General features: G+C 60.9%; 9 protein-coding genes and 2 pseudogenes. 8 read left to right on the top strand and 3 right to left on the bottom strand.

Annotation, left to right across the window (positions count from 1 at the left end; genetic code table 11):
- Positions 1 to 115: 115 nt before the first annotated feature.
- Positions 116 to 1363 (bottom strand): IS110 family transposase, encoded by a 1248-nt coding sequence (locus ABZW96_RS36540; RefSeq protein WP_355081336.1) that lies wholly within the window; start codon positions 1361 to 1363, stop codon positions 116 to 118.
- A gap of 534 nt (positions 1364 to 1897) precedes the next feature.
- On the opposite strand from ABZW96_RS36540, the pseudogene ABZW96_RS36535 reads away from it, so the two are divergent.
- The 8 genes and pseudogenes from ABZW96_RS36535 to ABZW96_RS36500 all read left to right on the top strand — a co-directional run.
- Positions 1898 to 2173: pseudogene (locus ABZW96_RS36535) on the top strand (transposase); the annotation flags it as partial.
- A gap of 43 nt (positions 2174 to 2216) precedes the next feature.
- Positions 2217 to 3316 (top strand): annotated as a pseudogene (locus tag ABZW96_RS36530) (IS630 family transposase).
- Positions 3317 to 3933: 617 nt separating this feature from the next.
- Positions 3934 to 5421: an NAD(P)/FAD-dependent oxidoreductase gene (locus ABZW96_RS36525; RefSeq protein WP_355081335.1), complete on the top strand. Its 1488-nt coding sequence runs from the start codon at positions 3934 to 3936 to the stop codon at positions 5419 to 5421.
- Between the two features lie 10 nt (positions 5422 to 5431).
- A complete protein-coding gene (locus ABZW96_RS36520) occupies positions 5432 to 6568 on the top strand; it encodes an FAD-binding oxidoreductase (protein WP_355081333.1) in 1137 nt (378 codons plus the stop codon).
- Positions 6569 to 6648: 80 nt separating this feature from the next.
- Entirely contained in the window at positions 6649 to 7221 is a 573-nt protein-coding gene (locus ABZW96_RS36515) for a helix-turn-helix domain-containing protein (protein ID WP_355081332.1), read from the top strand.
- Positions 7222 to 7681: 460 nt separating this feature from the next.
- Complete coding sequence (locus ABZW96_RS36510) at positions 7682 to 8311, top strand: MerR family transcriptional regulator (RefSeq protein WP_355081330.1); 630 nt, start codon at positions 7682 to 7684, stop codon at positions 8309 to 8311.
- A gap of 1432 nt (positions 8312 to 9743) precedes the next feature.
- Entirely contained in the window at positions 9744 to 9962 is a 219-nt protein-coding gene (locus tag ABZW96_RS36505; protein WP_355081328.1) for a transposase family protein, read from the top strand.
- A gap of 480 nt (positions 9963 to 10442) precedes the next feature.
- A complete protein-coding gene (locus ABZW96_RS36500) occupies positions 10443 to 11135 on the top strand; it encodes a hypothetical protein (RefSeq protein WP_355081327.1) in 693 nt (230 codons plus the stop codon).
- A gap of 316 nt (positions 11136 to 11451) precedes the next feature.
- On the opposite strand, the gene ABZW96_RS36495 is transcribed toward ABZW96_RS36500, so the two are convergent.
- Both ABZW96_RS36495 and ABZW96_RS36490 read right to left on the bottom strand, forming a co-directional pair.
- Complete coding sequence (locus tag ABZW96_RS36495) at positions 11452 to 11778, bottom strand: hypothetical protein (protein ID WP_355081325.1); 327 nt, start codon at positions 11776 to 11778, stop codon at positions 11452 to 11454.
- Between the two features lie 1211 nt (positions 11779 to 12989).
- A complete protein-coding gene (locus ABZW96_RS36490; RefSeq protein ID WP_355081323.1) occupies positions 12990 to 13241 on the bottom strand; it encodes a hypothetical protein in 252 nt (83 codons plus the stop codon).
- Positions 13242 to 14062 lie beyond the last annotated feature (821 nt).

The following is a 14062-nucleotide window of genomic DNA, read 5'->3' as shown; positions in this document are numbered from 1 at the left end:
ACCGGCACCACCTCCACCGGCAGCATCACCGGCAACAGGTCCACGATCAACCCGACACCCGGTTACCGAGGCAACCTACTTGGACGAGGCACTAGACCTCCGATGGTTTTAAATGTCAAGCTGCGGCGGGTTGCGGGGCGTGTGTACCGGACTGTCCGAAGACTTTGAGCGGGTCGAATTCCCGCCGGTTCTGGAGGCAGTAGTAGAGCTGGCCGAGCATCTTGTTCACGAGGTGGCGCAGGGCGGCGGAGTGGCGGTCTCCGTGGGCGCGGCGGTTGAGGTAGTGGTCTCGGGCTGGGCCGGGGTTGCTGCCGACGGCGAATCCCCAGACCCAGCCGACGGCAGCCAGCCGGTCGTTCTTGATCCGGCGGAAGGTGATCGAAATGCTGCGCCCGGACGCGCGGGTAACGGGTGCGGTTCCGGCGTAGGCCTTCAACGCGCGGGCGTCGGCGAATCTGTTGCGGTCGTCGCCGACTTCGGCGAGGACGCGGGCGCCGGTGAGGTCGGCCAGGCCGGGGAAACTGGTGATTATTGCGTGATCGGGGTGTGTGCGAAACTTCTCGGCGACGGCTTGCTCGAGGTCGTCGGCGCCGGTGCAGGCGGCGTCGAGTGTGGCGAGTAGGGCGAGGACCTGGCGGCCCATGGCCTGTTCGACCAGGTCTGGTTGGCGCAGGCCGGGACGGCGCAGCTTGGCCACGATCTCGTCGGCCAAGGCGTCGATGCCGCGTTGGCGTCCGGCCCGGCGCAGCGCGGCCGCGACGCGGACCCGGATCAGTTTCGCCGCCGCGGCAGGGGTCGGCGCGATGGCCAGGATGGCGCGGACCTCGGGTTTAGCGAGGTTGGTGGCGGACTTGTCAGCGAAGGTGGCCAGAAACATCGGGTGGTACTCGCGCAGCAGCGAGCGCAGTTCGTTGCTGGCCTTGGTGCGCCGCCACACGGCGTCCTGCTGAGCGCGGGCCAGGACCGCGATGGCCTGGGCAAGTTCGCTGTCCGCGGGGATCGGGCGGTGCATGTGCGCATCGACGCGCAGAATATTGGCCAAGGTCATCGCGTCAGCATGATCGGACTTGGCGCGTGCCATCGTGTGGCGTTCGCGGTAACGGGCTACGGCCATCGGGTTGATCGCATAGACCGCTCGGCCAGTGGCGCGGATCGCGGCGACCATCAACCCGCGTGGGGTTTCGATCGCGACGGGGATCGGGTCCTCGGCGGTATCGCCGGCATCGGTGAGCAGCTGGGTGAGGGCGGTGAAGCCGGCCGGATCATCGGTGATCCGTCTTTTCGACACCAGGGTGCCGTTCTGGTCGACGATGGCGATGTCGTGATGGCCTTCGGCCCAATCGATCCCGCAGTAGCGGCTCATCCGTCCTCCAGTTCTTCGGTTGTTTCCGCAGGTCACAAGACCCAGCAGGAACGCGCGACGCCCTACTTACGAGCCTCGATGGGCTGGCCTCCGATGAGTTGTTCGCGCTCCCAGCGCACCCGCACGACACCGATCTCCTTGAGAGCTCGCAGCTCGCAGTCTTCGAGGTGTTCGTTCGTGCGGACGGGCTCGGACCACGATCAATGAAACGCCCGAAAATGGCTGGACAACAGTGGAATCAGCTGCCCAGCCACTTCCGGATTTGCCGCCGACGCTCGCGGTCTTGCACGAGGCCTCACCGGACCGGAGGTGTGGCAGGAGTCGCCGGACAAACAAGTCGGGAGTGGCGGTCCGGCCGCGACGACGCGCTACGTCTTGTCAAAGGGGTCTGGCCCCAGGCGTATTCCATGCGTCGTTCGCCGCGGCCGAACTGCCGAACGATCACTCCCGGACACCGCTCCCGCACGGCCTCACAGGCCAGGATTGACGCAGGCGTCGAACGCTACCGAAAGCTGGTCGTTACCAGCTAAGTAGGCGTACTCCTCGGCCGCCAACCGCGCCTTGTTGCGGCGCAAACGTATCCGCACCGGCATTCCCGAACGATCCGACCATATCGCCAACCGCAAACGCAGAGGTCGCCGCGGTGGGCGGCCTGATTTCGATCGGGAGACCTACAAGCGGCGCAACGTCATCGAACGTGCCTTCAACAAGGCCAAGCACTGGCGTGCGGTGGCCACCCGCTATGACAAGTTGGCCATCACCTACCGCGCCGGAGTCGTCCTGGCCCTGATCATCGAAGACACAACCTAGTGTTCCGCGCCTGAAATCCGTTCGTTGATCGTAGGATTCGGCGGTGGCAAGGACGGGGCGGCCGAGGTCAGGGCCGGATTTGGTGGTGACCGAGGCGCAGCGGCGGGAGCTGGTTCGGGGTGCGCGGGCGGCGACGTCGACGCAGGCGTATGCGTTGCGGTGCCGGATCGTGCTGGCGTGCGCGGAGCCGGGTGCGGCGAACGCGCATGTCGCGGCTGCGGTAGGTGTCACGCCGATGACTGTGGCGAAGTGGCGGCGCCGGTTCATCGAGCACGGTCTAGCCGGTCTGGCCGATGAGCCACGTCCAGGTCGGCCAACGTCGATACTGCTGGATCGGGTGGAGCAGGTGGTGGCGTGGACGTTGGAGCGCACCCGCGGGATGCCACGCATTGGCCGCGGGCGTCGATGGCCGAGCGGACCGGGTTGTCGAAATCGACGATCGGGCGGATCTGGCGGCGGTTCGATCTGAAACCGCACCTGGTCGATGGATTCAAACTGTCGGCCGACCCGCTGTTCGTGGAGAAAGTAGTGGATGTGGTCGGCCCGTACCACAATCCGCCGGAGCGAGCCGTTGTCCTGTGCGTGGACGAGAAATCGCAGGTGCAGGCCTTGGATCGTTCACAACCGGTGTTGCCGATGATGCCGGGCATGCCCGAGCGTCGCACCCACGACTACGCTCGCCACGGCACCACGAGCCTGTTCGCGGCGTTCAACATCGCCGATGGCACCGTGATCGGGGAATTGCACCGCCGCCATCGTGCCGCGGAGTTCAGAAAGTTCCTGGTCTCGATCGACAAGGCGGTACCCGCCGAATTGGCCGTTCATCTGGTCTGCGACAACCTAGCGACCCACAAGACCCCGATCGTCAACGAATGGCTCGCACGTTACCCTCGGTTCCACGTGCACTTCACGCCGACCGGATCGTCATGGCTCAACCAGGTCGAACGCTGGTTCGGCTACCTCACCGATCAGGTCACCCGACGTGGTGTTCACAAAAGTGTTGCGGCACTGGAGAAAGACGTCATGGACTGGATCGCACACTGGAACGCCAACCCCCGTCCGTTCGTCTGGAAGAAGACGGCCGAAGAGATCCTGGACTCCCTCGCCAGATATATCGAACGGATTTCAGGCGCGGAACACTAGTACGGGAGGTGGGCTGTTCGGGTGACCCCTCGTCACCCGAACAGCATGCCTGGCACCAAACGAGCATGCGCGCATAGGTGTGTTCGCCGCATCAGTAGCCGAGAGATTGCGAATGATCCTTACGAGTATGTGGACGGCCACACGGGTTGCGCGCCGTCAACCGTCTCAATGCTCGTGGAGGTATGAAGTTTTTTGACCTATCCTCTCTGGACGTAGTGCCATATACGTGGCTACGCTTCAGTCCCAATACACAAATAATTTACTATGTGAGGGGCTGGCATGCACACTGTTGAGACGCTGGATCCAGTGACACGCGAACTGTCACTGGGGGACCGGCTTGCTCCCATCGACCTAGTGGCGTTCAAGCCTCGGCCGATGGAGGTTCATACCGCAGCTGCCATCAACGCAGTTGGTCGAGCCTTCGGAGCCGTGGTCAGTGACAATCAGCCGTATTGGTGCGACCTTCGGTACATCGACGAGGCGCGCAGGACGGACGACCCTACGGTCGTGATTCGCCCATCGTTGATCGACTGGGCGCTGGCGAGCCGCGTGGAGCTCCCGCTCGGACACGTCGTAGCGCAGCCCGGCTCGCAACTTCGGCATGTGGTGCTCGTACCATGAGCGACTATGACGTCATTGTCATCGGTGCGGGAAACGCGGGACTGACGGCTGCGGCCACTCTGCAACGAGCGGGCACCCGAACGCTTCTGCTGGAGAGACATAACGTTCCTGGCGGCTGCGGAACATCCTTCCGCCGAGGTCGATTCGAGTTCGAAGTAGCTTTGCACCAACTGTCTGGTGTGGGTGTGCAGGGCCAGCCGGCGTCTCTGAGGGAAGGGCTATTCACCGAACTCGGCATCGTCGACCGGGTTGAATTTGTACAGGAACAGGAGTTGTACCGGGCGATTATTCCGGGGCGGCTGGATGTGACCTTGCCTGCCGACTGGGGCGCTGCCGTCGAAGTGCTCGAAGCCCGTTTTCCTGGCAACCGCACTCGACTGCAGCAGTTCTTCGAACTGGTAAAGAAGGTGACATTCTGGCAGCTCGCCGCTATGCGTGGCATGCATGCTGAAAAGATCGAACCAGTGCTGTTCGCCTATGGCTTGCGGCCGTTGAAAGATGTTCTAGATGAGTACTTCGTAGACGAACTCCTAAAATTCGCGCTTGGAATTTATTGGGGCTATCTTGGGCAGCCGCCATCGAAGCTGTGTTTCCAAGATTTCGCTATAATGCTTTTCGCCTACTTCGAATTTAAACCATGGCACATACGAGGCGGATCTCAGGCAATGTCTACCGCCATATTAGACGTATTTATACAGGCTGGCGGCACGGTCTTATTCAATACTGAAGTGACAGCTATCCTCGCCAGCGAAAAAGGTGTGCATGGTGTACGACTAGAAGACGGCAACGAAGTGACTGCCTCGGATGTCATTTCGAATGCTTCGCTACCGACAACTTATGGGATGGTAGAGAACTACGACATGCCCACGGCGGTTCGAGATGATTTATCGACCCGACTGGTGGGCGTCTCGGCTTTTGTATTGCATATGGGTCTGGATACCACACCTGCGGAACTTGGATTTACTACGAGTACTAACTTTGTGAACTTGGACACCGATGATGATCGCACTTTCGCCGCAGCCCGATCGTTTAAGCCGGCCCGTGGCGTGGCTGTGTCTTCCTATGATGTAGCGCCGATCGGGTTTTCCCCTGCTGGTGCCACTCACATTAGCTTGATGTCTCTCCATTATGCCGACGCGTGGAATAAGGTGCGACCTGACGAATATTCCAGAGTAAAATTCGCCTATGCAGAGACGCTGCTGAACATGTGCGAATACATCACGCCCGGAATACGAGATTCTATAGAAGAGATAGACGTCGCTACTCCACTCACTGTGATGAGGTATCTGGGTCATCCAGGTGGCAGCATCTATGGTTACGAGCAGGACAGAACTGATGGTTGGCTGTTTCGGGACAATGAACGAGAAAGTCATATTCCCGGACTGCATCTGGTCGGTGCCTGGACAGGGATCGGCGGATTCCAACCTACGCTCGCCGCTGGTGCGCGTGTCGCCCAAAATTTGCTGTGTATGAAGAGCGCGTGAAAGGAAAAAAATGGTACACCCTATCGCACACCGATTTGCTGGTGCACGTGAAATTCTCGACGAAATAGACGCACGCACGCGCGACACCCGAGATCACGGTGCGGAAACGCGGACCATAATCAATACTTATCACCCGAAGCGGCTCCGGCTATCCGTTTCTGAGGTCATCAATGAGACGCTGACCGCAAAGACGTTCCGGCTCGTCATGTCGGACGAGATGGGTGTTCCGCCGTTTCTAGCGGGTCAATATATCAACGTGTTCGCCGACGGTACAAGTCGACCCTATGCGATATCCTCAAGCCCAGCGCAGCAGAATTACTATGACTTGACACTTCGTCGCGTGCCGAGTGGGCGGATCAGTAACTGGTTGCTCGATAACGTCAGAGTCGGACAATCGCTCGACACGACTGGGCCGATGGGAACCTTTCATTACAATCCGCTTTTTCATGGTGCGGATGTCGTGTTCTTGGCGGGTGGCTCTGGTGTCGCTCCGGCGATGAGCATGATCCGCGAGATCGTCGATCGCAATCTTGACAGAAGCTTCCACCTTATTTATGGTTCCCGCCGCGCTGCTGACGTCATCTTCCGCGCCGAGTTGGATGAGGTCGCCGCTAAAGATGCACGTATTACCGTCGATCACGTGATCGCTGAACCCGAGGCTGGTTGGACCGGTACCTCCGGGTTCATGACTGCCGAAACAATCGAATCTCTCGTGGGTGACCTCGATAAACGCATGGTCTACGTGTGTGGACCGCAAGCCATGTATCCCTACGTTCTAGAGCAACTGAAGCTTCTCGCTCATCCGCGTAAGCGAATTCGTTTCGAGGCCAACGGCGCACCTGGGGACCCCACTGTTCAACCGAACTGGCCTTCAGCTGTCGACCCGACCGAGACGGTCACTGTGACTGTCGCCGGGACTTCATTCCAGACTCTGCGCAATCGACCGCTGCTGGACGCTCTGGAGGACAATCAAATTCGGCCAGAAGCAGCTTGCCGCTCCGGCGAGTGCAGCCTCTGCCGTATCCGGATTGTCAAGGGTGAAGTTTTCACTGCGGACGAGGCTAAATTGCGCTTGTCCGACACCAGATTCGGCTACACGCACTCCTGCGTCGCTTACCCGATCACGGATGTGGAAATCGGCATCTGATTTGCATCGGGGGTTATTGAACTAACGTCGATCATCTGATAGTTATGTCAGTGGCACAGGCTGTTGAGAAATGAAGCAAAATGGTTATCAAGACGAGGATGACGGCAACTGAGCGCGGCGAGCAGGTTCTGCGCGCGGCGGTTACTGCATTCGCTGAATCCGGCTATGCCGCTACTGGGACCGATGAGATCGCTCGGCGCGCGGGAGTCTCGCAGCCGTACGTGATCCGCCTGTTCGGTACCAAACAGAACCTTTTTCGTGCGGCTTTGCATCGTGCCTTCGACCGAATCGAAGGTATATTCAACTGCGCTCGCGCCGCCGCCGCCCCTGATGCCAATATTCATGAAGCCCTCGCCGCCCTTGCCGACGGTTACTCGGTGTTCCTCGCTGAGCGAGAACTGCCGCAGTTGCTGCTCCATGGATTCGCTGCGAGCGCGAATACAGAGATTGGGGAACAGGCGAGAGTTAGATTCGGCGGGATTTATCAGTTGACGTTGGAGTTGACTGGGGCGTCGAAATCAGAAGCAAATCGGTTCCTCGCCACCGGAATGTTACTTGCAGTCATGAGTGCGATGAGCGTTGCTGGGCCGGATGCTGTGCCGGTGTCTTGGGCAAGAGAGATCCTCGATGATCTTCGCATGTTTCATGAATGACATACATTGCGGCTGCTTACGCGTGCTTGAGTTCCTTTAGCGGATGCTGGGGCGCGGTGTCTGTGTAAGGAAAATCGGCGATGGCAATCGCCCAACTGGCCCCGTTTGCTCTAATGAAAAGCGGCCACCACCCGTTGTTGGCTTTGATCCGGGTAAATATCGATCCGACTATTTAAGAGTATAACTGTTCAGATTCAGGATTTCCGCTGTCTAGCGAAAACGCTTTTTGGAGTGTCGGCATCTGCATCGTCATATGTGGTTCCATGACAGAATGGGACACTAGTATGCACTGGGTATCTTGGTAAACAATGCATCCATCGGTTTGAAGTATCGAGCTCCACGCCGCTTATGTAACTACATTATCTCGTAAACATGATCGCGGTTAAGAGGGTGTGGCGCAAATTTTCTGATGCAGCGACCGTTGAACGACCGTAGCCGAAACTAAGCTTGAGGAGCCCCGATGCGGATTGGCGAACTCAGCCGCGCCGGCGGTGTTCCGCCCACTACGATCAAGTACTACGTGCGTGAGGGCTTACTCCCTCCCGGCGTGCGGACTTATCGCAACCAAACGGAATACACTGACGCCCACGTTGGCAGGCTGCGACTTATCCGGGTGCTGGTCGACGTCGGTAATGTCTCCATCGAGGCAGCCAAGGAACTGCTCATGGTGCTCGGCGACGGCCGGCCCGCCTGGGACGCACTCGTTCGTGTGCATCAGGCCCTGGGAGTGCGGCGGTCACTTGTCGGCGGACCTCAGCGTGCAGCGGCCATTGCGGATGTCGCGGCGCTGCTGGACCGGCGCGGCTGGCGGATCGAGAAGAACAGCGCGGGCCGCAGCATCCTTATGGACGTCTGCGCAGTGCTACGCGTGCTCGGACACTGCAACGTAGTCGCTGCGATGGACGACTACGCATGTGCGGAGGAAGCGATTGCCGCCACCGACATCGCTTTAGTCCGTGCGGTGCCCGGCCTCGATCGGATGACCGAGACCGCCATTGTCGGAACAATTCTGGGCGAGACGATGATCTCTGCGCTGCGCCGACTGGCCCAGGAGCATCTGGTTGGTATGGAGTTGCCGGGCGAGTCTTGATCCTCTCTGGTGGAAGCGGTTTCATGGTCGGGGCCAGTTGGCCCCCGTAGGGCCGCCGGAGATCGGGCGGGCTGACTCGTAAACCGTCTGTCGCCCTATGCGGTTGACTTGCACGTGATGTGTCCACCTGCCCGGCCTCGGTTCACAGTCTGACTCGACGGCGTTGTAACGACAAACAGAAGGTTGCCCCGGTCTTCCGGACACTAGTGGTGAGGAGAGATACTCGCCTCCGAATGGAGTCTGGATGTCATCAGCGCACCTGAGCGCGGCTGCTCCCGCGCAAGAGCAGTGAGGTGAATGTTGACACCGAGCGTGGAGGAGAACGGCTGATCGAGGAACGCCGTCCCGGCCTTGGAATTGGTTTTCGGTGAACTCCAGGCTGCAGCCGTGCGCTGCCCAGCAGTCGGGAGTGCGGGTTGGTGACAGTGTCCTGGGTGAGCGATTCGACGATCGGGAACTGTGCCCGGTGGAAAGTGATTGGTGCATACGCCGTTAGAATCGAGTCCTCTTGGGGAGGATATGCCATGAGACCAGCCATTGCGCCAGGCGGATCGAGTCCGTCTCGGAGCTAGCGGAGCCCGGGGTCTGCAGAAGCAGCTCCTGGCCGCGCAGCCAGGGCCGCACTGTCGACCGTAGGAGCGCCCGAGCGGATTGATCACCTTTGGAGTGAATCGCGGGGCAACCACTGGCACCTAATCTTCGGATGGGGATCACGGCCGGATCGATCTCCTGGTCGAGTCGATTGGCGAGATCGTTGCAGCCGTGATCGGTGACCCGGGTGTCTGAACGCCGATATCAACCCTCTGGCTTACACCGATAGCACGATCTCGCACCACCCCGGTCAATCGGCGCTGGTGTTTGTGGACGATTTGGGGTTCGAAGCTGCCATCACGGGCGCGGTTCAGCTCGATCGGCACCGGCCCGGTCGTCTCGGTCGAATGTCTTCGACCGTGTCCCTGTTGCGCACGTTCGCCGAATCCCGCCCGGTCAGGGACAGCCGTGCTCCTTAGCGCGACAGTTGTAGTTCGCTACCTGTTGATTGTTGTGGTGCTGGAAGATGTTGTGCCGCAAATTATTTGAAGTGTGGCTGTCGAGTCTGATTGATGTGTTCGCTCGCGTTGCTGGGGCGTTCGGGCGGGCGAGCCGAGAGGGTGGGCGAGGGCGTATGTGACTGACAGGGTTGCTGGCGCCGGTGGAGCGGAAGAACTCCTGGGTAGGTCGGCCAGTCAGACCAAGGTCAAATCCGCCGTTGTTCCGGCTCTGGCTCACTTCCGGTGGTGCGACGTGAAGGCCTGACGGCGCGATGCCTCGGTGGGTGTGGTGAATGTTGTTGTCGGGCTCGTCTTATCGGGTCTGTCGGCGCTGGTGACCGATGCTGTTGGCGATGAGGGTTCGCGGATCGTTGTGAGCCAGGACAGCGCCGGGCCCGGCGGTGTGCTCGCGTTGCGGCGCGGCGTCAGCGAAGATCCACAGCTACCACCACCGGACAGTTGCGGATCTGCCGATCGACGGCCGTCCGGTGGTCGGGCGGGTGCGGTTCGGCGGCTGGTCTGCCCGACGCCGCTGTACCGCCGGACCTTTCGTGAACAGATTCCTGGCCTGCTCGACGCTACCAGCGCCGCACTGCCCGGTCAGGTGCGGGCGCTCGTGAGAGAACTCGCCAGCCAGGGCCGCGGTCCGTGTCCCGGCTGCGTTGCCGGTTCGGATGTCTCGTCATACCGCGGTGGGAGTGCTGCTGCGGATTCCGCTCCCGCGCCGACCGATTCCACCGGTCGTCAGCGTGGACGACTTCGCGCTGCCGCGCCGGAACCGACGGCACTGCGGTTATCGACGCGGTCACCCACGAACAGATTGATGTCCTGGCCGACCGCAAGTCCGAGACGCTCGAAGCGAAGCTGCGTGACAACCCCGGCGTAGAGGTCGTCGTCCGCGATGGATGAGCCACCTACGCCGAAGCGATCCGGCACGCACGGCCCGACGCGTTGCAGGTCAGTGACCGCTGGCATCTCTGGCACGGCCTGGCCCGATCGGTGAGGAAGTCGTTGCCGCGCATGGCCGATGCTGGGCCGCGGCCGGTCCGAAACGGCAAACCCTCACCTGCGAGACGACCACGCTGCAACGGTGGCATACGGTGCACGACCTTCTCGATCAAGGCGTCGGCGTGTTGGACTGCGCGCGCCGCCTCGGCCTGGCGTTGAACACCGTAAGACGCTACGCCCGAGCGTCCGAGCCGGACCAGTTGCGACGCCCACCGTATTACCGGGCCTGCTCGGTCGACCTCTACCGCGACCACTTGCGGCAGCGCTGCGCCGATCAACTTGGGGTTCCGGTCCTGCACCTGTTCCACCAGATCAAGGCGCTCGGTTACACGGGCAGCCTGAACCTGCTGCACAAATACCTCAACCAGGGCCGCGCCGAGAACGACCGGATCACTCCCTCGCCACGGCGGCTGACCTCGTGGATCATGAGCCGCCCCACCGATCTTCCCTCCGGGCGCCGTGCTCATCCGAACGAACTCGTCGTCTCCTGCCCCGAGATGACAGACCTGGCCCGGCTCGTCGGCGAGTTCGCGTCGATCCTGGGCGAGCGCCGCGGTAGCGACCTGGACGGGTGCATGAGGCAGGTCCGCGAGGCCGGGCTGACCGAACTCGAACCCTTCCTGCGCGGCCTCGACCAGGACCACGACGCTGCGGTCGCCGGCCTGACCGTGCCCTACAGCAACGGCCCGATAGAAGGCGTCAACACGAAAAACCAAGCTGATCAAACGACAAATGTACGGGCGGTCAGCTTCGAACTACTCCGACATCGGATCCTGCTCACATAGTTGGAGCGCCACCGGAACTGAGCCAGAGCCGTTGTTCCGACAGTCCCTACGCATCGAGGCTTGAGACATAGGAGGAGCTGTCGGATCCACAGTTCCGGTTGATTAGCCGCGCCGGGAATCCTCGCTCGAGGTCCCTATCTTAAGTTCCAGGGATCTGTCGACGGCTCTCGATGTGAAACCAGTCGCGGCTGGTTGGTGACGTCGTCGAGCAGCCGGGTGATGAGGGGTGCCGGTAAGGACTGTGTCATCAGCCGCAATGTGCCACGATCCTTGCCGGCACCCACGAGTGCGCCCGGCGCTGCCAGCGCACAGGTCTCTATCGCATGAAGCTGCCGATGCCAGAAGGCTTCTTGAAGACGACGGTCGTGCCGTAGGCGGCGCCCTTGGCACCTGGTGCCACCATGCCCGCAGCGGTGCCGGTGCAGTTGTCGGACTCATAGATATAGGCGGTTCGGTTGCGAGTGTGGTTCTCGACGGTGATGTGCATCGGACCGACCTTGATACACCGATCGAGGTCCCCGTGCCTGCCCTCGTACGCGATGCGGTTGATGATCGCGATCTCGTTAGACGCCGCGATGCCGGCAGGCGCCAGTGCCGTGAGGGATGCGGCAACGATGCCGGCTGCGATTGCAAGTGTCTTCACGTTCGATTCCTCCGGTAACCACTCGGTGCTTCATGCGCCGCCAGCCCTGGGCTTTCCGCGACAGGCAAGGCCAGGCCTCTTGTAGCGATCGGGTCGGGCCGCTGCCATTGTGCAGTCGGAGACTTGGGCTCGCCGCGGATTCTATTCGATCATGAATACTGTTTCGTCCCAGCCGTGGTGACAATGAGGTGAGTTCAACGCCGTTCGCGGTATAGGCTTAGCCCGCGAGCAGTGCTCATGCATTCAATCGATTGGTGAAATACTTCCCAGTTGTAAAATGCAACGGTATTTATGAAGAATCTACCCTGTCGAATATTCGAGTCCTGCGCGAGCAGGGGACGGTGAACTATCAGTTGCCATGCTCGCCGTCGTGCTGATGCCGCTGATGAAGGTAGGCGATGCGTTGCGTACCGGACCGGACCGGCCGTTGTACCGCGAGCGCCGCCGCTGATGGTGTTCGGACGACTACCGATGACCCGCAGCGAGCACCCATTCTCATCCACGAAGGCGACTACCGCCCGATGGACTATGTCCGGGTTTGGTCCAGGGTTGGTCCAGGATCTGATTTCCTTCGAGCGGCTCAGTGAGCTGCGGTGTTGCGTACAAGCCCGTCCATCTGCGTACCTGGTTCAAGGGTGGTCGGTAAGCCAGTTCGGCTGAAAAGGAATGGCAAGAATGGCACTGGCTCAGGGGAGGGTAGGCAACGAATGCCAGCGGTCGCCGGGACCGCCGATCTCCAAGAACTTCTGCAGCCTCAGCCGCTTCAACTACTCGTCCGCGAGGACCCTCGTCGCCGCTGACCTGATCCTGCAACACACCTACCGGCATCGTCAGCAGCAGCCAGGTCAAGCATCAAACAGTATGCGCGGCCTTGAGAACGGAACCACTGGCGGTGGCCGATATCCTGTAAATTTCTTTCAATGCTGTAGGCATAGAAAGCGTGCATAGTTCATTCCATGGTTGACACTCTTGCTGACGAGTCGCCGCCGCACTCAGTGCCCGATGACGTCTACGCTGTCGTTCGAGAAAGTCGCCGCGATGAGCTGTATCGCGTCGTAATGTGGGATGCGGAGGGTAACGCTCTCATCGTCAACCCTGGCGGCTGGCTCGACATCGCTTCCCATCGCCAGGGATTCGTGCGACTGGAAGGACGTCTATCTCACCGTGGCCACACGCCCACGTCCGTCAAAGTGGTGCGACACGAGGGAGTATTAGCATTGAGTACGGCCCTCGCTCGGGTCCGGCAAGAATTGGAACGCCTGACAAGAAAAGAATCGGAGGCTTGGCGAGACGCCAGCAAAGGAACGGTTCGTCGTTGGGGGAGCGGCGGTGAGGGTGCGGTTCAGCAGGTCCGTCGGAGTGCTCACTGTGAGGATCGGGTGGCCGCGCTGTTTGCGTCCGAGCAGGCCGAAGATGCCGCGCACGAACATGATCGAGGCCACAAGTTTGTGGTTGACGATCATCTCGCACCCGGCGAGTAGAGCGGCCTTTGATTCGGCGCTTGCGTATGGAACAATTTGCACGCGTCGCGGGCGAGGTTGAGTTCGGCTTCCAACGCGAAAATGTTCCTTTTCGCCGGGGCCAGCGCGTCGGCCACCGCGCTCGGATTACCCTCTCGGACGCCCGCATCGACAAGCGCCCTCCGCTATCTGGGCGACGGGCTCGCCAGCTCGAAACCGAGCACACACCTGCCGGCACATAGATAGCGGAAAGGATGTCGGCACCATGACCTTCTACGGGTCAGCATGCCTGGAACTCCCGAAACCCGGATCCAGCGGGAGCCAGATCAGATAGGTCGACCTCACGGGTCAGGTCGCAAGTTAGTTGAATTTTCGAATCCAACCGCAAACCTACACGTACCGGTAAACAATCACAGCAACCGTGCGACCGGACCGCCGGTGATGAGAGGGAGGTTGCGTGCTCGCCAGATTCAGAATCGGTTGCGGATGGCATTCCATGGATCAGTTCCGCTGCGCAGCGGAACCGGCGCTAATCTGGCGAATTCTGGCCGCACTTTGCTCGCTCACTGCTGAGCTCGTACGAAAGCGTTCTGGCGCGGAATCGGGGGCTTGTTGAGGGCGGAGGGACCCCGTGACGACATGGGGCATGTCGGTGGCAGATGCGGTCTAGCCGCCCGCGAAGGGTGGCAGGACGTCGACGCGCGGGCTCAGCGCGACCGCGGGATCTCAGGTGAGTTCGTCACCGACCAGGTAGGCGCACACCGACAACATCTTGTCCAGGTCCGGGCCGTAGGCCGCCGCCAGGGTCGCGCGCAGGTCGGCCA

This window comes from Nocardia sp. NPDC004168 (genome assembly GCF_040610355.1).
Classification (GTDB): domain Bacteria; phylum Actinomycetota; class Actinomycetes; order Mycobacteriales; family Mycobacteriaceae; genus Nocardia; species Nocardia sichangensis.
This window is presented reverse-complemented; position numbering and strand designations above follow the sequence as displayed.